18 protein-coding genes are annotated in these 16,683 nt (G+C 65.3%); 9 read left to right on the top strand and 9 right to left on the bottom strand.

Annotation, left to right across the window (positions count from 1 at the left end):
- Positions 1–21: 21 nt before the first annotated feature.
- From D4Q52_RS02525 to D4Q52_RS02510, 4 genes are all read right to left on the bottom strand, one after another.
- Positions 22–804 (bottom strand): ABC transporter permease, encoded by a 783-nt coding sequence (locus D4Q52_RS02525; protein WP_119855140.1) that lies wholly within the window; start codon positions 802–804, stop codon positions 22–24.
- 115 nt (positions 805–919) lie between these two features.
- On the bottom strand, positions 920–1,579 hold the full coding sequence (locus tag D4Q52_RS02520) for a TetR/AcrR family transcriptional regulator (protein ID WP_119855139.1): 660 nt from the start codon (positions 1,577–1,579) through the stop codon (positions 920–922).
- Positions 1,580–1,763: 184 nt separating this feature from the next.
- Positions 1,764–1,952 (bottom strand): hypothetical protein, encoded by a 189-nt coding sequence (locus D4Q52_RS02515; protein ID WP_119854967.1) that lies wholly within the window; start codon positions 1,950–1,952, stop codon positions 1,764–1,766.
- A 266-nt stretch (positions 1,953–2,218) separates the two neighbouring features.
- Complete coding sequence (locus D4Q52_RS02510; protein WP_182915210.1) at positions 2,219–3,007, bottom strand: IclR family transcriptional regulator; 789 nt, start codon at positions 3,005–3,007, stop codon at positions 2,219–2,221.
- A 98-nt stretch (positions 3,008–3,105) separates the two neighbouring features.
- Here D4Q52_RS02510 and D4Q52_RS02505 point away from each other — a divergent pair, with 98 nt between their 5' ends.
- Genes D4Q52_RS02505 through D4Q52_RS02470 form a run of 8 tightly spaced genes read left to right on the top strand, consistent with a single transcriptional unit; the run spans position 3,106 to position 10,129 of the window.
- On the top strand, positions 3,106–4,335 hold the full coding sequence (locus D4Q52_RS02505) for an ABC transporter substrate-binding protein (RefSeq protein ID WP_210210125.1): 1,230 nt from the start codon (positions 3,106–3,108) through the stop codon (positions 4,333–4,335).
- Positions 4,332–4,820: a MaoC family dehydratase gene (locus D4Q52_RS02500; protein WP_119854965.1), complete on the top strand. Its 489-nt coding sequence runs from the start codon at positions 4,332–4,334 to the stop codon at positions 4,818–4,820. Before D4Q52_RS02505 ends, D4Q52_RS02500 begins: the two co-directional genes overlap by 4 nt.
- Positions 4,810–6,432, top strand: coding sequence for an acyl-CoA synthetase (locus tag D4Q52_RS02495; protein WP_119854964.1), 1,623 nt, complete (start codon positions 4,810–4,812; stop codon positions 6,430–6,432). The genes D4Q52_RS02500 and D4Q52_RS02495 overlap by 11 nt, the downstream gene beginning before the upstream one ends.
- A 14-nt stretch (positions 6,433–6,446) precedes the next feature.
- Positions 6,447–6,836, top strand: coding sequence for a RidA family protein (locus D4Q52_RS02490; RefSeq protein ID WP_119854963.1), 390 nt, complete (start codon positions 6,447–6,449; stop codon positions 6,834–6,836).
- A gap of 4 nt (positions 6,837–6,840) precedes the next feature.
- Positions 6,841–7,707: a branched-chain amino acid ABC transporter permease gene (locus D4Q52_RS02485; RefSeq protein WP_119854962.1), complete on the top strand. Its 867-nt coding sequence runs from the start codon at positions 6,841–6,843 to the stop codon at positions 7,705–7,707.
- A 1-nt stretch (position 7,708) separates the two neighbouring features.
- Positions 7,709–8,662: a branched-chain amino acid ABC transporter permease gene (locus D4Q52_RS02480; protein WP_119854961.1), complete on the top strand. Its 954-nt coding sequence runs from the start codon at positions 7,709–7,711 to the stop codon at positions 8,660–8,662.
- Positions 8,659–9,447: an ABC transporter ATP-binding protein gene (locus tag D4Q52_RS02475; protein WP_119854960.1), complete on the top strand. Its 789-nt coding sequence runs from the start codon at positions 8,659–8,661 to the stop codon at positions 9,445–9,447. Before D4Q52_RS02480 ends, D4Q52_RS02475 begins: the two co-directional genes overlap by 4 nt.
- A complete protein-coding gene (locus D4Q52_RS02470) occupies positions 9,431–10,129 on the top strand; it encodes an ABC transporter ATP-binding protein (protein WP_182915209.1) in 699 nt (232 codons plus the stop codon). The genes D4Q52_RS02475 and D4Q52_RS02470 overlap by 17 nt, the downstream gene beginning before the upstream one ends.
- Positions 10,130–10,546: 417 nt before the next feature.
- On the opposite strand, the gene D4Q52_RS02460 is transcribed toward D4Q52_RS02470, so the two are convergent.
- The 5 genes from D4Q52_RS02460 to D4Q52_RS02440 are packed head-to-tail and all read right to left on the bottom strand — an operon-like array spanning position 10,547 to position 15,564.
- Positions 10,547–11,977: an FAD-dependent oxidoreductase gene (locus tag D4Q52_RS02460; protein WP_119854958.1), complete on the bottom strand. Its 1,431-nt coding sequence runs from the start codon at positions 11,975–11,977 to the stop codon at positions 10,547–10,549.
- Positions 11,978–12,027: 50 nt separating this feature from the next.
- Positions 12,028–13,008 carry an ABC transporter substrate-binding protein gene (locus D4Q52_RS02455; RefSeq protein WP_119855136.1) on the bottom strand — a complete coding sequence of 327 codons (981 nt, stop codon included), beginning with the start codon at positions 13,006–13,008 and terminating at the stop codon, positions 12,028–12,030.
- 33 nt (positions 13,009–13,041) lie between these two features.
- A complete protein-coding gene (locus tag D4Q52_RS02450; protein ID WP_119854957.1) occupies positions 13,042–14,046 on the bottom strand; it encodes an ABC transporter substrate-binding protein in 1,005 nt (334 codons plus the stop codon).
- Positions 14,030–14,821 (bottom strand): ABC transporter ATP-binding protein, encoded by a 792-nt coding sequence (locus D4Q52_RS02445; RefSeq protein ID WP_234831044.1) that lies wholly within the window; start codon positions 14,819–14,821, stop codon positions 14,030–14,032. Before D4Q52_RS02445 ends, D4Q52_RS02450 begins: the two co-directional genes overlap by 17 nt.
- Positions 14,818–15,564 carry an ABC transporter permease gene (locus tag D4Q52_RS02440; protein WP_234831043.1) on the bottom strand — a complete coding sequence of 249 codons (747 nt, stop codon included), beginning with the start codon at positions 15,562–15,564 and terminating at the stop codon, positions 14,818–14,820. The genes D4Q52_RS02445 and D4Q52_RS02440 overlap by 4 nt, the downstream gene beginning before the upstream one ends.
- A 233-nt stretch (positions 15,565–15,797) precedes the next feature.
- Between D4Q52_RS02440 and D4Q52_RS02435 the strand changes: the two genes are divergently transcribed.
- Entirely contained in the window at positions 15,798–16,301 is a 504-nt protein-coding gene (locus D4Q52_RS02435; RefSeq protein WP_119854955.1) for a hypothetical protein, read from the top strand.
- Positions 16,302–16,683: the final 382 nt, after the last annotated feature.

The raw sequence follows: 16,683 nt of genomic DNA, 5'->3' as shown, positions 1-16,683 counted from the left end.
GCCGCTGTTGGATTGTCGCAATCAGGCCGCGACGACGATGTCGCTGCGCTGGCTGACGTGCCACGGGATCACCAGCCGTTCGATACGGTCGACGATCCAGAACAGCACGACGCCGAGCAGCGCCAGGATCACCAGCGCGGCGAACATGGTCGGCAGATCGAACGTGCCGATCGAGCGCTGCAGCACGTAGCCGATGCCGGAATTGGAGCCGACGAATTCGCCCACCACTGCGCCCACCACGGCGAGCGTCACCGAAACCTTGAGACCGGAGAAGATCGCCGGCAGCGCATGCGGCAGATTTACGGCGCAAAACACCTGAAAGCGGCTTCCCTTCATGGCCCGCGCCAGATCGACCATGTCGGGATCGACCGACTTGAAGCCCTGCACGGCCGAGACCACGACCGGGAAGAACCCGAGCAGAAATGCCGAGATCACTTTCGGCAGCAGACCGAAGCCAAACCACACCACAAACAGCGGTGCGATCGCCACTTTGGGGATCGACTGCGAAAACACCAGCAGCGGATAGACGTAGCTCTCGATTGTCTTGGAGCCGGCGATCAGCATCGCCACCGGAATGCCGAACAGCGCCGACAGCAGGAAGCCCGCGACGGTCGCGTAGGTCGTCGGCCAGGTCTGACTCAGCAGTTCCGGCCACGATTGCCACAGCACCACGATGACCTCGCCGGGCGACGGCACCTGATAGGCGGGAATCTGAAAGATCCGGATCGCCAGATCCCACGCCGCGATGATCATGACGAGGAACAACAGCGGCCGCAGCCATGCGGCATTGAGCATGCGCGACATGGCGCTGCCCTCGACCTTCTCCGTCACGCGCTCTCTCCCAAACGATTGTTGGCGTCGAAATTAACCCGTTGGATAAATACTGTCCAGCCCCCCGCCTTACGGAATTTCCGCGGATTCAGATTGTGCGAATTTCAGCTGCTGCGCTGCGGGACGTCGCGCCCGCGGCAAAATCGGCGACCGAGCGCCCGGTCAGCGCCGCCAACACCAGCGCCACCATGTGGGACAGCCGCGCGTCGCGGGCGTCTTTCTTCAAGAGGTCACGGCCGAAAATGACGCTGAGCGTGGCGCTGTTACCGAGATAGAAGAAGCTCATGCCGGCAATCGAGATGTAGAGTTGCACCGGATCGACCGCGACCGGGAAATCACCGCGCTTGACGCCGCGATCCACCACCGTCCGGATCATCTCGACGAACGGCGAGTGCATCGACTTCACCTTTGTCGATCGCTTCAGGTTCTTGGCGCCGGCGACGTTCTCGGTGTTGAGCAGAGCCAGGAACTCGGGATTGCGAATGAAGTAGTGCCAGGTGAATTCGATCAATCGCTCGATGGCCGCACACGGCTCGAGATGCTCGAGCTCGAGCCCGCGCTCTTCGGTCCTGATCTTCTCATAGGCGCCTTCGAGCACGGCGAGATAGAGATCGTCCTTGTTGCCGACGTGGTAGTACAACATGCGCTTGTTGGCGCCGGCAGCGGCGGCAATGCGATCGACGCGCGCGCCCGCAAGCCCGTGAGCCGCAAACTCCTTCTTGGCGGCCTCGAGGATGCGCAGCCGCATTCCTTCCGGATCGCGCTGCCACGTGACGGCCCGCTTCGTTGTCTTCACGGCCCGCTTCGTTGTCTTCGCCTTGGCCAATTCGCCGGTCCACCTGCGCCGCCCATCGCGGCTTCGGCGATCTATCACGCCGCGCGGGTCCTGCAAACCGGATCGACGTCGTGGTGTCCTGTCGCGCTTGCCGCAGCTACCAGGGCCTCGGATGATTGCGCGATTCCCGGAACGCGCGAAGCTCTCCCGTCAGCCGGCGCACCACCAAGGCGAACAGTCCTGCCCCCAGCGCCAGCGCTACGACCCAGGTGAGCTGCGACGTATATTGGATACTCATCAACCAGAACGACAAAGACGCCCAGATCGCAATCGAGACGAACAACATCGGAGACCTCGTTGACCAAAGCAGCACGGTGGTGAACGACCGCGGTCGCCACCCGTTTGAGCACGTAATCGTCGGCTGGCCGCCGCGTTCCTATCGGGCTTGGGTCTGATGCACCCAATGTGCCGGCGTCGACGCGGTTCGCGATCGAACAGTCCGGCTGCAGCCGCTGGTGATCAATGTCGCGACGATTGAAGTTGCAGGGAGCCGGAAGTCTCGCCGCGAGAGGTCACGGTTTGCCACAAGTGACCGGGCTCGACGACGTTGTCCTATCGCTGTGCCGACGGCTCGCGCAGCGCCCGCACCAGCGGCTCGACCGCCTTCTGCAACTGCCCGACGAAGTCGGCGACCGGCCGCCGGCTCAGGCGCTCGGTGAAGCCGGCAGTGCCGACGCTGTAGATCACCCCAATGTCCGGAATTGGAATCGGCACCGCGATGGCGCCGAAGCCGACTTCCATTTCGTTCCAGCAGGTCGCGAACTGATTGTCGCGGACCTGCGCGTAGTCGCGTTCGACATCGCCGCGCGCCACCTTCGTCTCCGGCGTGAGTTGCGGCAGCGGCTCCGACAGAATGCGGTCGATCAGCACGTCGGACTGAAACGCCAGGATCGCCTTGGCGGACGCGGCGACATGGGGCGCCAGGATATGACCGGGCACGACGTGACCGCGCAGTCCGCCGTTCGGCGCCGCCCACGCCACCGAGACGACCTGGTGGCCGACAAGGCGTGCAAGATAACAGGTTTCGTCGAACTGATTGGCGAGCTGGTCGAGAATCGGCTGCACTGCAATCGCCAGCCGCGCCGAGTCGGTGCCGGCATGCAGCAGCCGCAACAGTCGCTCGCCGAGTTGGTAGTCCTTGCGGCGGCCCTCTTTGTTGGTGAGCAGCCCGGTGCGAAGCAGGTTCTGCAGCAGCCGGTGCGCCGTGCCCAGCGGCAACTGGCAGTTCGTTGCAATCTCCGTGACGATGGCGCCCTCGCCGGAAATCGCCACCGACTCCAGCACTTTGAAGTAGCGCTCCAACGGCGAGTCGTCCGCGGGCTGTGCCGAAGTTTTCGTCATGATTTGCCTGCCTTGTCGCATTGACTTTGCAAATTACTACTCATAGCCTTTTCGATAATCAAGATTTCTTTCCGATTATTGGAAATATGGAGGAGTTGATGAGCGTCTCGAGCACTCGCCGCCACGTCATGAAGGGGGCCATCTTCGCCACCTGTAGTCTTGCGCTGCTGGCCGTGGCCAATCCGGCCCGAGCCGCCGAGCCCGGCGTGGCGGAGAAGACCATCAAGATCGGCGTGCTCGGCAGCCTCACCGGACCGCTCGCCGTGTTCGGCACCGGCAATCTGGCCGGCGCCACCATGGCGTTCGAAGAGGCCAATGCAGCCGGCGGCATCAACGGCCGCACCATCGAGTGGGTCTCGCTCGATGACGAATCCTCACCGCCCAAGGGCATCGCCGCTTATAAGAAGCTGGTCGATCAGGAGCAGGTTTTCGCCGTGTTCGGCCCCGCCGCCAGCGCGGTCGGCCAGGCGCTGGTGCCGACCTTCAAGCAATCAAAGACTCCAACGTTTATCTCGGTGTTCTCGACTCCCGCCGTCACCGAGCCGCCGATCCCGGTGGTGTTTCGCACCGGACCGATGAACGATCGCCAGCAGGGCACAGCGATCGCCAACTACGTGGTCGATCATCTCAAGGCCAAGAAGATCGCGCTCATCCGGCAGTCGGACGAATACGGCAAGCGCGGCGGCGAGAGCGTCAGCGCCCGCCTGACCGAACGCAAGCTCAGCCTCGTGGCCGACGAGAGCTTCAACATCGCCGACACCGACTTCACCGCGCAGCTGTCGCGCATCAATCAGGCGGCGCCGGACGTGCTGATCGTCTATGGCTATCCGAACCCGTCGGCGATCATCACGCGGCAGGCCAAGCAGCTCGGCCTCAAGGCCACGGTGATGGGCGCCAACTCCGCGGGCAGCCGTAAATATCCGGAGATCGTCGGCGAAGCCGCCGCCGGCACGCAGAACATCGTCACCCTCAAGGTGCTGCCGGAGGGCGACGATCCCGCCGCCGTGAAGTTCCGCGCGGCGTTCGAAAAGCGCTTCCCCGACCTCGCCCGCCAGGGCCGGCCGGATCTCGGCGACGTGCTCGGCTATGGCGGTGCGCAAGTGTTCATCGAAGGCCTGAAGCGAACCGGTGCCGCGCCGACTCAGGCCGGCTTCATCAAGGCGCTCGAGTCGCTGAAGAACTTCGAGACTGAGCTGACGCTGCCGACGACGTTCAGCGCGACCGAACGAGAGGGTAACCAGGCCGCCAGGATCGTCGAGATCCAGCCCGACCTCAGCCGCAAGCTGCTGCCGGTAGTGGTCAGCGCGGACGGTGAGACCGCCAAGTGAGCCACGACTCCAACACGCAGCTGTTCGCTGATGATCTGACCGTCGGTCAGAGCTTCGGCGGCGAGCCGCGCGAGATCGGCGACGCCGCCTTCAAGGCGTTCGCCGAGCTCACTGGCGATCACCATCCGATTCACTACGACGATGCCTATGCGGCAAAGACGCGGTTCGGAAAGCGGCTGGCGCACGGGCTGCTGCTGATGGCGATGACGGCGTTCGGCGCCACCGCGATGTCGCGCCGCTTCGCCGATTGCATGGTCGCGTTCCTCGGCCAGGACGCCAAATTCCTCAAGCCGGTGTTCGTCGGCGATGTCCTGACCAGCCGCTTCACCGTCTCGTCGGTCGAACCGAAGCCCGGCGGGAAGACGGCTGTGGTGCAGTTCGACGTCGAACTCATCAACAGCGCCGGCGACGCCGTGCTGAGCGGTCACCATCGCTATCTGCTGCTGTGCAAGGCCGGCGCGCAAGGGACCTCCAATGCCGGCTGAGACCTATCAGCACGCCGTGGCGAATTTCGATTGGGGCAAAGTGCGGGCAGCGCTCGGCTGGGTCGACGAGGGCCCGGTGTCGCTCGGCCACGCCATCGTCGACCGCCACATCGGCAGCGACCGCGTCGCGCTGATCGCCATCGATGCCGCCGGCGGCGAGCGCCGCTTCGGCTATCGCGAGTTGTCGGAAGCGAGCAACCGCTTCGCCAACCTGCTGCGCAATTTCGGCGTCGTCCCGGGCGACCGCGTGGCCGGCCTGATGCCGCGCGGTCCCGATGTCGTCATCGCGATCCTCGGCGCGCTGAAAGTCGGAGCGGTTTATGTGCCGGTGTTCACCGGCTTCGGACCCGATGCCGTCAAATTCCGGCTCGATCATTGCGGCGCCAAGGTGCTGGTGACTCACGCCGCCGTCGCGGCGCAGGTGCCGGCTGATACGACGGCCACCGTGCTGTGCGTGACGCAGCCGGGGCGCGTACTGCGCAGCGGCTGGATCGATCTGGCGCCGGAACTGGCGCAGCAATCGACGTCGTTCGCGTCCGTGAGCCGCGACCGCGACGATCCGGCGGCGCTGATCTACACCTCGGGCTCGACCGGCCAGCCGAAAGGCGGCGCGATCGCGGTGAACTTCCTCGCGGCGATCTCGCCTTACATCAGCTATGGGCTCGATCTGCGATCCGACGATGTGCTGTGGCCGACCGGCGATCCCGGCTGGGGTTACGGCTTCGTCTGCTATCTCGGCGCGCTCGCGATCGGCGGCACCGTGGTGACGGTCGAATCCAACCCGACGCCTGAAGTGTTCCTGTCGATCCTGGAGCGCTACGGAGTCACTAACCTCGCCACCACGCCCACGCTGCTGCGCGGCGTGCTGGTGATGGACGAGGCCGAACTGAAGGCGCGGCAGATCCGGCTGCACGCGATCTCGAGCTGCGGCGAGCCGCTCAATTCCAAGGTCGTCGAGTCCTTCCAGCGGATCTGGGGCCTGACGCCGATGGATCATTTCGGCGCCACCGAATACGCGCTGCCGATCGGCAATCACAACGCCATCGCCATGGCGGTGAAGCCGGGGTCGATGGGGTTGCCGGCGCCGGGCTATCGGATGGCGATCGTGGACGATGACGGCCGCGAACTGCCCGCCGGCGAGACCGGGCTGATCGCCAAGCAGGCCAATCCGGATTGCCGCTACTGGCTCGAATATTGGAACGACCCGGCCGCGACCCGCGGCCTGCTGCGCAACGGCTGGATCGTCACCGGCGATCTCGGCCGCCGCGACGACGACGGCTACTTCTGGTTCGAAGGCCGCGCCGACGACATGATCAAGAGCGCCGGCTATCGCATCGGTCCGTTCGAGGTCGAAAGCGCATTGCTCAAGCATCCGGCAGTCGCCGAAGCCGCCGTGATCGGCACGCCCGACGACATGCGCGGCCAGATCGTCAAGGCCTTCGTAGTGCTGCGCCCCGGCTTCACCGGCAGCGAGGAGCTGTCCGGCGAACTGGTGACCACAGTCAAGTCCACAGTCGGCCGGCATCAATATCCGCGGCTGATCGAATACGTCGCCGCGCTTCCGAAGACCGAGACCGGCAAGATCCAACGCTTCGCCTTGCGGCAACGCTGACGACAGGAGCCCCTATGTCGAGCTATCAACCGATCCTCCCGAACAGCAGCTGGCCTGCCCGCTTCACGTTCTCGCCCGCAGTGCGCGTCGGCAATCTCGTGTTCCTGTCGGGCACCACCGCTACCGACGACAAGGGCAAGATCATCGGCCCCGGCGATATCGTCACCCAGACCCGGCGGATCTTCGAAAAGTTCGAGATCATCCTCAAGAGCGTCGGCGGCGACCTCAGCAACATCGTCGAGACCACCGATTACTTCCTGTCGCTCGAGGACTACAACAAGACCGCCGAGCTGCGCCGCGAGCTGTTCAAGGGTCCGCCCTGGCCGGCCGCCACTGGCGTTGTCGTCAGCGGGCTGATCCGCCCCGACGCGCTGATCGAAATCAAGGGCATCGCGGCACTCTGATCCCATGCTGGCACAGGTCCTCGTCAGTTCGATCACGGCCGGCGCGGTCTACGCGCTGATCGCGCTCGGCTTCGTGCTGATCCACAAGGGCACCGGCGTCGTCCATTTCGGATACGGCGACCAGGTCACCTTCGGGGCCTACCTGGTGCTGATCGCCCAGATGACGGTCGGGCTGCCGTTCTGGCCCGCCGTCGCCTGCGCACTGCTGCTGTCGGCGCTGCTCGGCGCGCTGATCTATGGCGGCTTCATGTGGCCGCTGCGGCGCGCCTCGCTGCTCGCCCAAATTATTGCCAGCCTGGCGCTCGGCACCGTGCTGCGCGAATTCGTCCGCGCCTATATGGGGCCGAACGCCTGGCCGTTTCCGTTCCTGCTGTCGCAGAACGCCATCCCGATCGGCGGCGTGCTGGTGGTGCCGGCCAATCTGGCGATCGTCGGAATCTCGCTCGGCCTGCTCGCACTGCTGTTCGTGCTGTTCGAAAAAACGCTGTACGGCAAAGCCATCATGGCGGCGTGCGACAATCGCATCGGCGCCAGCCTGATCGGCGTGCGCACGTCGACCGTATTCCTGATGATCTGGATGCTGGCCTCGGTGCTCGCCACTGTTGCCGGCGTGCTGGTCGCGCCGCTGCTGACGCTGTCACCCGACATGGGGCTGATCGGCATCAAGGGCTTCACCGCGGCCGTGCTCGGCGGCTTCAACAGCCTGCCCGGAGCGGTGATCGGCGGCATCACGCTGGGCGTCGTCGAGGCGCTGGTCGGCACCTACATCTCCAGCGCGCTCAAGGACATGATCAGCTACGGCATCCTGATCGCCGTCATCCTCATCCGGCCGCAGGGTTTGCTCGGCGGCCTGCTGGTCAAGAAGGTGTAGCATGTCGCTTCGCTTGATGCTGTGGGTGATCGCCGTCGCGCTCTTCTTCATCGCGCCGCACGTGCTCGCCGAGTTTCATCTGTTCGAGCTTTGCCTGATCGCCGGCACCTCGCTGGCGGTGCTGGGGCTGGTGGTGGTGACCGGCATGGCCGGGCAGATCTCGCTGGCGCAATCGGCGTTCGTGGCGCTCGGCGGCTACGGCGCTTCGATCCTGGCGACGTCGTGGGGCGTGCCGCTGTGGGCCGGCATTCCGCTGGTAGCGATCGTCGTCGCCGCCTTCGGCTTCGTGCTCGGCCAGATGACGCTGCGCGTCGCCGGCCACTATCTGGCACTCGCCACGCTGGCGGTGACGGCGATCGTGCAGCTGGCGCTGGTCCATGGCGACGCGCTCACCGGCGGCGCCGCCGGCATGGCGGTGCCGCCGTTCGAGATCTTCGGCCGCACGCTGGGCAGCGGCCGCGAGCTGTACTACGTCATCCTGCCGGTGACGGCGCTGTTCATCCTGATCACCCAAAACCTCGCGACCTCACGCTTCGGCCGCGCCCTGACGGCGATCCGCCAGAGCGAGACCGCGGCGCAGGCGATGGGACTTGATGTGCTGCGCTACAAGGCCGCGGCGTTCGCCGCCAGCGCGTTTCTCGGCGCGGTCGCCGGCGGCCTGCTGGCGCCGCTGTCGAGCTATCTCGATCCGGCGCAATTCGGGATCACCTATGCGGTGTACTTCCTCGCCATCGCGGTGGTGGGCGGCATGCTGTCGCCGGTCGGCGCGGTGATCGGCAGCGCGGTGTTCGTGCTGCTGCCGAACTATCTGCAGGCGTTCCAATCCTATCTCGGCCTGGTATTCGCGCTGCTGCTGCTCGGCTTCATCGTGCTGCGGCCGAATGGACTCGCGAGCCTGCCCTGGCTGCGCCAGATCAGCACTGCGCTGCAGGGCGCCGTGAGGCCCCGGCCATGACCGCCCCCCTGCTCAGCATTCAGAACGTCAGCGTCCGCTTCGGCGGACTGGTAGCGCTGGATTCTGTCGCGCTCGATCTGGCGCCCGGCGCGATCCAGGCGGTGATCGGCCCGAACGGCGCCGGCAAGAGCACGCTGCTCAATGTCGTCACCGGTATCTACACCGCGTCCGACGGCGGCATCCTGTTCGAAGGCGAGCGGCTCGACGGCGCCTCGCCGCACGCCATCAACCGCCGCGGCATCGCCCGCACCTTCCAGAACACCGAGCTGTTCGGCGAGATGAGCGCGCTGGAGAACGTGCTGATCGGGCTCGATCGCTATTATGCCTATGGCGGCATCACCGCCGCCTGGCAGGGCCGCCGCTATCGTGACATCGAAAAGACGGCGCGTGGCGAGGCCGAGCAGTTGCTGGCGCTGGTCGGGCTCGCCGGCGACGAGCACACCGCAGCGGCGGCGCTGCCGTTCGGCAAACAGCGCCGGCTCGAGATCGCCCGCGCGCTCGCCACACGGCCACGGCTGTTGCTACTCGACGAGCCTGCCGCAGGACTGCGCGCCGCCGAGATCGACGCGCTCAACCGCATTCTGCTCGACCTGCGGTCGCAGCGCGGCATTTCGATCCTGCTGATCGATCACGTCATGCCGCTGGTGATGGCGGTGTCGGACTGGATCACGGTGCTGAATTTCGGCCGCAAGATCGCGGAGGGCACGCCGCAGACGGTGCGCGGCTCGCCGGAAGTGATCGCGGCCTATCTGGGAGAGAAGGCGGCCCATGCTTTCGGTGCGTGATATCCACGCCGGCTACGGCGCCAAGTCGGTGCTGCGCGGCGTCAGCCTGGACGTGCCGCGCGGCGCGGTGGTGACGCTGCTCGGCGCCAACGGCGCCGGCAAGTCGACGCTGCTGAAATCGATCGTCGGCCTGCTGCAGCCGACCTCCGGCACCGTCACCATCAACGACAAACCGCTGCCCAACAAGACGCCCGACCGCGCGCTGAAGGCCGGCGTCTCGCTGGTGCCTGAACAGCGCGAGCTGTTCCTTAGCCTCAGCGTCGCCGACAATCTGCGCCTCGGCAGCTTTCTGCGCCGGCAGACGCGCGAGATCGACGCCGACTACGAGCGGCTGCTGACGATTTTTCCGCGGCTGCGCGAACGCGCATCGCAACCGGCTCGGACGCTGTCCGGCGGCGAGCAGCAGATGCTGGCGATCGCCCGCGCGCTGATGGGCAAGCCTTCCGTGCTGCTGCTCGACGAACCGTCGCTGGGCCTGGCGCCCAAGATCGTTGAAGAAATCTTCACCATCATCCGCCAGATCAGCAGCGACGGCACGGCGGTGCTGCTGGTCGAACAGAACGCCGCCATGGCGCTCGACGTCGCCGAATACGGCTACGTGCTCGATCTCGGCGAAATCACGCTGCAGGGCGACGCGCAGACGCTGCGCAGCTCACCGGTCATTCAGAACAGCTATCTCTGAGGACGCGTCTTCAGAGAATCGTGGCAGGACATGCGCCCTTTGCAATCGGGCACTTCCGCCTCCACACGTCATGCCCGGCCTTGTGCCGGGCATCCACGCCTTGCTGACGGAGATGCAGAGAAGGCGTGGATGGCCGGGACAAGCCCGGCCATGACGGAGTTTTTTGGAAAATCGAGCGGATTGAAGAATGGCCGTGAACTCTGGCCCGCGTTTTGAGGCAGGCTCTGAGAGCCTTGGCCGGAAGTTCGATCCGTGAAATGCGACCTTGCATGTCGTCATTGCGAGGAGCGAAGCGACGAAGCAATCCCGCTCAGTGCACGGCGCTGGATTGCTTCGCTTCGCTCGCAATGACGAAACACAATGCTGATTTTGCTGCCTTCACTTCCAGGCAGGCGCTGAGGACTGAGTGCAACTAGTCTAGAAATACGGCTGCGTCCACTCCAGCTCTTTCGGCTTGATCTTCTGCTCGATGCAGCGCGCGGCGGCGAAACCGGCGATCTCGCCGGTCTGGGTACACCACGGGAAGTTGCGCATCACCATGAACAGCGTGCGATACTCGAACGACAGCGACGCGCCGGTGAGGATCATGTTGTCGATCTTCTTCGGCAGGAAGCTGCGGAACGGCACCTCGAAGTCGTGCTTCTGGAAACCTTCCCAGAAGAACGTCTTGTTCATCGGCCTGCTGATCGCGTCGCGAAAACGGCGGCCGGCGCGAACGTCCTCGATGTTGACGACGTATTCGCCGATCGGGTGGCGGCCGTCGCGGATGCCGACGAAGCGGCCGATATTGGCGATGTTCGCGGTCTCGAAGCCCGGCACGTATTTGTTGAGGAACTGCGCCTCGGCATTGATGAAGCCGCGCAGCTCGCGCTTGGCCCTGGTGTGGTCGGTGATGTTGTCGTCCATGTGCAGCGCCCATTCATAGGGCACGTTCTGCCACAGCACGTAGGTGCCGTTGCCGGCGATCGGGCTCATGTCGAGCGTCGGGTGGCCGATATAGGCTTCGCCGTAGACATTGGCACCGGTCATGCGCGGCCGATACACGCCTTGCGGCAGATCGCCGGCCGCCGAAGCCTCGGCCATCACCTTCTGCAGTTCGGGATCCTTCGCGGTCTCCTGATGCGCGATCAGCCGCTTCAGATCGATGCCGGTCATCATCCACAACAGACCGCCGGGGATGGGGCGCTCGACGCCGTCCCAATCGGCGCCCTTCGGCTGCGGGCCGCCGCCGCGCACGAACGGCGCGCCGGCGCGCGCCACCAATTCGCCGGTGCCGCTGCCCTCGATGAAGATCTTGCCGGCGATCGCCTGCAGGCCGCTGGCGTTCTCGACCAGGATCGCCTTGATGGTGCCGTCGCCGGGGCCGTCAGTGTCGACGATAGCGTCGAGGAAGGTGGTGCCGTAGAGCGCGGTGACGCCGGCCTCCTTCAGCATCGTCGCCATCACACAGCCCGCGCCTTCCGGGTTGAACGACATCCGGCGGAAGTCGCTGCCCTGCGGCTTCTTGCGCTCGTAATGCGACAACGGGTTGCCGGCCCAGCCCGGGTGCGTGCTCTCGGTGGCGGTGTAGATGTGGCCTTCGGCGGCGAAGCGCTCCATCAGTTCGGTGTGAATGCCGCCGACGCCGCTGTCGGCCGCGCCCTGCAGGCCGGCGGTGTGTACGCCGCCCGGCATGTCGAAGCGCTCGATCATGATGGTGCGCGCGCCCATCCGCGCCGCTTGCAATGCCGCAGCAAACCCGCCCGGCCCGCCACCGACGACGACGACGTCGGCTTCGTGCGCGATCGGGATGTTGTAGCTGCGGCTGATGGCGGGAGCGGCGGTGGCGGTGTCGGCCTGATCGGTCATACGAAACTCGTGTTGCGGCACCGCTGCACGGCGCCCGGTGTGGTCTGTGGTCAGCTCGCGAAGAAGCTGTCGTCGATCGCCTTGGGCAGATCCTTCTGGGCCACCAGAATCTCGCTGCTGCGGATCAGCGCCTGCCGAGCCTTCGGATCGGACATCGACTGGAACAGATATTTGAGCCGGCCCGACTGGGTGGCGCTGACCAGCGTCGCCGCGGGCAGCTTGGTGTCCTTCTCGGCAGCGGCGTAGGCCGCCTGCGGATCGGCCTCCATCGAAGCCGCGCCATCGGCGAACACCTTGTCGAGCTTGGCGGCGATGCCGGGATATTTGTCGAGCGCCGCCTGCCGGATCGCGAGGCCGAGGAACGGCATCACCGCGCCTTCGTGTTTCTCATAGGCTTCGCCCATGTTGAGCAGCACGCGCAGCTTGGGGTTCTTGGTCATGCCGATGGTGACGCTCGGCTCCCACGTCAGCGCCGCATCGGCGCGCTCGGCCAGCACCAGCGTGACCCCGCCGAGCGGATGATCGACGGTTTGCACCGACATTTCCTTCTCGAGATCGAAGCCGTAGAACGCCCGCACCATCGACTTCATCAGGCGGAAGGTGCCGGACGAGGTCGGCGCCGCCAGCGTCTTGCCGCGCAGATCCTCGATCGTGCGGATGCTGTCCGACATGGTGACGAGATTGAGCAGGCTGCCCGGATTGATGCCGCACAGATACTTCACCGGCACGCCAGCGAAGGATCGCACCGCAAAAGTGTCCCAATTGCCGAAGCACATGTCGAACGAGCCGGCGACGAAGTCGCCGTAATACGTCGTCAGCGATGAATACGGGATCGGCGGCGCCAGCTCGACGCCGTGCCTGCGATCAAAACCCTGGGCGATGGTGCGCTCCATGAACGCCGGCACGAAGCCCGGCGTAAACGTCGCCCAGCTCAGCTTCGGCAGCTCCTGCGCGTGCGCCAAGGGCGGCAGCGCCGCACTTGCCGCCGTGCCGGCAACGGCCTGAAGAAATTGGCGTCGAGAACCAAGCATTGGAAACCTCTCGAGACTGAGTAAGGGCGCAGATCAGGCGGCGAAGAAGCCGGGCTCAGCCTTGCGCGCCAGCACGCCCTGCCGCGCCAGAATTTCCGACGCCGTCGTGACGGTCTGCTGGATCTTCGGATCGCTCGCCGCGCCGTAGGACAATTTGAAACGGCCAGAGCTGCGCGCCACTTTCAAGGTCTCGACATCGATCTTGGTGCGGGCGGCGTATTTCGCCGCGATGGCGTCGAACTCGGCGTCGATCAGCGCCGCGGCTTCCGCGAACGCGGCGTTGAGATTGGTCGCGAGCCCGGGATTGGCCGCCAAAATCTCCTGCCGGACGTTGACGCAGAAGTACGGCAGGTCCGCTCCGGTCTTGCTGCGGAACGCTTCGCCGGCGCTGTAGATCACGCCGAGATCGGGGCGGCGCTGCATGCCGTTGCTGATCATCGGCTCCCAGGCCACCGCGGCATCGGCGCGGTCGGCGATCACCAGCGTGACGCCCTGCGCCGGATTGTCGGCATTCTGCACCTGCGCCACGGTCTCGATGTCGGTGCCGTCGATGTCCTTGATCATCGCGCGGGTCATCCGATAGACGCCGGACTGCTGCGGCGCCGCGATGGTCTTGCCCTTGAGGTCGGCGATCGACTTCGGGCCGTTCTTCGCCGCAACGATGCCGATCATGTCGGCGGTCATCAACGTGCACAGCAGGCGGCACGGCACGCCGCCGTGATAGCGGGTCAGGATCGGATCCCAACTGGCGATGATCAGGTCCGAGCCGTTGGCGACGAAGTCGTTGAACAGCGTGCCGATCGAGGCATTGAGCACCGGATCGCCGAGTTTGAAGCCGTGCTTGTCGTCGAGCTTGCGGTCGCGAATGACGTCGTAGAACACCGTGGTGAAGCCGGGCGTCGCGGTGGCGCAGCGGATTTCGGGCTTGGTCTGCGCACGCAGAATGCTGGGCCCGGCGACCAGGCCGGCGCCGGCGGTGAGCGCGACGCCGAGAACAGTCCGGCGCGACACATGCGAGCTTTCAAGCTTCTTCGTCATCGTCTTTTCCTCCCAGGGCGGCTTCGATCTGCGCGCGGCAGCGATCGCGCGAGGCTTCGTCGACACGAGCTTCCGCCAGCGGCATCTCCAGCATGATCTCGGCGCCGGGACCGAGCACGATGACGCGATCGGCCATCTCCAGCGCGTCGTCGATGCGGTGCGTGACGATCAGACAGGTCTTGCGGGACTCACGCGCCACCTTGCAGAAGTCCTGCCGCAGCGTGCGCGAGGTGACGTGGTCGAGCTGGCTGAAAGATTCGTCGAGCAGGATCAGCTCGGGATCGACGGCGAGCGCCCGCGCCAGCGAGACGCGCTGCCGCATGCCGCCGGACAGTTCGTGCGGGTACTTGTCCTCGGCGCCGGCGAGATTGACGCTGGCCAGCGCGGCGATCGCCTTGGCACGGGCGCTGTCGCGCCCCTCGCCGAGGATCAGCAGGCCAAGTTCGGCATTCTGAACTGCGGTCCGCCACGGCAGCAATCGGTCGGTCTGGAACGCAACCGCCAGCCTGCCCTTGAGCGCCTCGAACTGCTTGAACGGGTCGAAGCCTGCGACCTGCACAGCGCCGGCGTCGGCGCGTGTCGTGCCCATGATCATGTTGAGCACCGTGGTCTTGCCGGCGCCGGTGCGGCCGAGCAAGGTGACAATCTCGCCGCGCCGCACGTCGAACGACAGATCGTCGACGACGCGATGGCTGCCGAACTGCTTGCGCACGCCGCGCAGCGAAATCACGGAGTCGGCCGCAGCGGCCTGGTTGGTTGAGGCCTGCATGGTCATCGCACCGCTGTATCCGGACGCCAGCCCAGCACCGCCTTCTCGACCGCCGTGACCAGGAGCTGCAGCACGATGTTGAGGATCACCAGGAAGAACGTCCAGGCCAGCACCTCGTCGATATGGAAGGTCGATTGCGCCAGCCCCATGCGCGAACCAACGCCGACCGCGGCGGCTACCAGTTCGGCAAAGATCACCATGCGGGTCGCATAGCCGATCACCGTCTTGGTGGTGAGGATGACATAAGGAACGAGATGCGGCACGACCAGATAGCGCAGCGTCTGCCACTGCGACGGCCGGAAGCTCTCGATCATGTCGACCAGATCCTTCGGCAGCGCGCGGAAGCCGTCATAGATGCTGAGCGCGTAGAACGGCAGCAGGATCATGATCAAAATAAAGAAGATCCGGGTCTCCGGGTTCTTGAACCAGAACACCGCGAGCAGGATCCACGACAGCGCCGGGATGCCGGTGTCGATCACCACCAGCGCGCGCACGAACGGCCGCAGTAGCGGCGACAACGCCATCACCAGGCCGATCAGCACGCCGACGATCAGCGAAAACGTCAGCGCGGCGGCCAGTCGGCCGAGCGTCGCCAGAACGTGGGTGTAGTCGGAGAATGCCAGCCGCCAGATCGCGCCGAACACCTGCTCGGGCGACGGCATGATGTAGTCGGGAACGTACCGGCTCGCGATCTCCATCGCGGCCAGCAGCATCAGCACGACGACGATCGTCGCGAGGGTTTCGCGCACCGACGTCTTCGAAAAAACGCTTGCGACGCGGGCCATTCCGCCCGTCTGTTGATCAGACCGGACGATCGGGGCGACCGCCTGATGGTTTGGCGTCTGCACTCGAACTCTCCTCCCGCCTTCGGCTGCCGCCGAGGCCTCGTTTTGACTTTACTTAACATGTTAACTTGAGCCGTCAACCCGACAGCGGCATAATCCGCCGCGCCTGAGACGAAGGACCACGCGTGCCCCGCCCGATGCCTGCCACCGCCAAGCCGACAAAAGCGCACGTCAGTGCCGTCGAAACCGAGACGATCCCGTTCGAACGCGCGCTGCCGGTCGGCCTGCTGCGCGGGCGCGAAGCGGTGATGCGGCACATGCGGCCGATCCTGCGCGCGCACGGCACGACCGAGCAGCAATGGCGCGTCCTGCGCGCGCTGAACGACGTTCAGCCGATGGACAAGACGACCTTGACGAACCACGCCGCGCTGTTGATGCCGAGCCTGCTGCGGATCCTGAAAGACCTGAAGCAGGCCGGACTGATCCGCCTGGTGCGGTCACAAACCAATCGCCGGCTCACCGGCGTCATTCTCACGGCACGCGGCGCCGACTACGTCGAGGTCGTGACGACCGCGCTGGCGCAAAAAAGCGTGCAGCTGAAGCAGGTCATTGGTGAAGCCACGGTCGAGCAGTTGCTCGACCTGCTCAGAACGGTCGAACTGCGGCTCTCGACGATCCCCTCAGATGAACGAGCCCGATGAGCCCGCCGGTGGAGCGACTCTCGGTACGCACAATTTAAGCGCGAATCGTCACAATCAACGACACGCGGAACCTGCACTGCGACTTGCCGCAAGCCGGGCTTATCCCGCTTGCACATCTACCGCCCAAGTTCATAGATTGTGCCGCGGGATGTTTTGCTGCGGCTTTACGCCTGAGCTTGGAAGAGCGGCAAGCTACTTAGCAGTCCCCGAAATCGAGACGTCTTTCGCAGGAACGCTATGCAACTCTCCCGCCGCTCATTCCTAGCTTCGATCGCAAGCATCGCGTTGATAGGAACGCGCCGAGCAGGCGCGAACGAGAGACGTCCGCTGGTAGGAGCAATTCGATGGGACGCTTGGTATTCCCCAGGCACAACCGCCACCT

The organism is Rhodopseudomonas palustris, from assembly GCF_003591005.1.
GTDB lineage: Bacteria > Pseudomonadota > Alphaproteobacteria > Rhizobiales > Xanthobacteraceae > Rhodopseudomonas > Rhodopseudomonas palustris_K.
The sequence above is the reverse complement of the archived record's forward strand: the minus strand, read 5'-3'. Positions and strand labels throughout refer to the sequence as shown.

Excerpts from the sequence above, each read along its gene's own strand:
- D4Q52_RS02510 (WP_182915210.1), bottom strand. The coding sequence starts at position 3,007 with ATGACGAAAACTTCGGCACAGCCCGCGGACGACTCGCCGTTGGAGCGC.
- D4Q52_RS02475 (WP_119854960.1), top strand. The coding sequence starts at position 8,659 with ATGACCGCCCCCCTGCTCAGCATTCAGAACGTCAGCGTCCGCTTCGGC.
- D4Q52_RS02490 (WP_119854963.1), top strand. The coding sequence starts at position 6,447 with ATGTCGAGCTATCAACCGATCCTCCCGAACAGCAGCTGGCCTGCCCGC.
- D4Q52_RS02480 (WP_119854961.1), top strand. The coding sequence starts at position 7,709 with ATGTCGCTTCGCTTGATGCTGTGGGTGATCGCCGTCGCGCTCTTCTTC.
- D4Q52_RS02505 (WP_210210125.1), top strand. The coding sequence starts at position 3,106 with ATGAGCGTCTCGAGCACTCGCCGCCACGTCATGAAGGGGGCCATCTTC.
- D4Q52_RS02515 (WP_119854967.1), bottom strand. The coding sequence starts at position 1,952 with ATGTTGTTCGTCTCGATTGCGATCTGGGCGTCTTTGTCGTTCTGGTTG.
- D4Q52_RS02460 (WP_119854958.1), bottom strand. The coding sequence starts at position 11,977 with ATGACCGATCAGGCCGACACCGCCACCGCCGCTCCCGCCATCAGCCGC.
- D4Q52_RS02485 (WP_119854962.1), top strand. The coding sequence starts at position 6,841 with ATGCTGGCACAGGTCCTCGTCAGTTCGATCACGGCCGGCGCGGTCTAC.
- D4Q52_RS02445 (WP_234831044.1), bottom strand. The coding sequence starts at position 14,821 with ATGACCATGCAGGCCTCAACCAACCAGGCCGCTGCGGCCGACTCCGTG.
- D4Q52_RS02495 (WP_119854964.1), top strand. The coding sequence starts at position 4,810 with ATGCCGGCTGAGACCTATCAGCACGCCGTGGCGAATTTCGATTGGGGC.
- D4Q52_RS02455 (WP_119855136.1), bottom strand. The coding sequence starts at position 13,008 with ATGCTTGGTTCTCGACGCCAATTTCTTCAGGCCGTTGCCGGCACGGCG.
- D4Q52_RS02470 (WP_182915209.1), top strand. The coding sequence starts at position 9,431 with ATGCTTTCGGTGCGTGATATCCACGCCGGCTACGGCGCCAAGTCGGTG.
- D4Q52_RS02435 (WP_119854955.1), top strand. The coding sequence starts at position 15,798 with ATGCCTGCCACCGCCAAGCCGACAAAAGCGCACGTCAGTGCCGTCGAA.
- D4Q52_RS02520 (WP_119855139.1), bottom strand. The coding sequence starts at position 1,579 with ATGCGGCTGCGCATCCTCGAGGCCGCCAAGAAGGAGTTTGCGGCTCAC.
- D4Q52_RS02525 (WP_119855140.1), bottom strand. The coding sequence starts at position 804 with ATGTCGCGCATGCTCAATGCCGCATGGCTGCGGCCGCTGTTGTTCCTC.
- D4Q52_RS02450 (WP_119854957.1), bottom strand. The coding sequence starts at position 14,046 with ATGACGAAGAAGCTTGAAAGCTCGCATGTGTCGCGCCGGACTGTTCTC.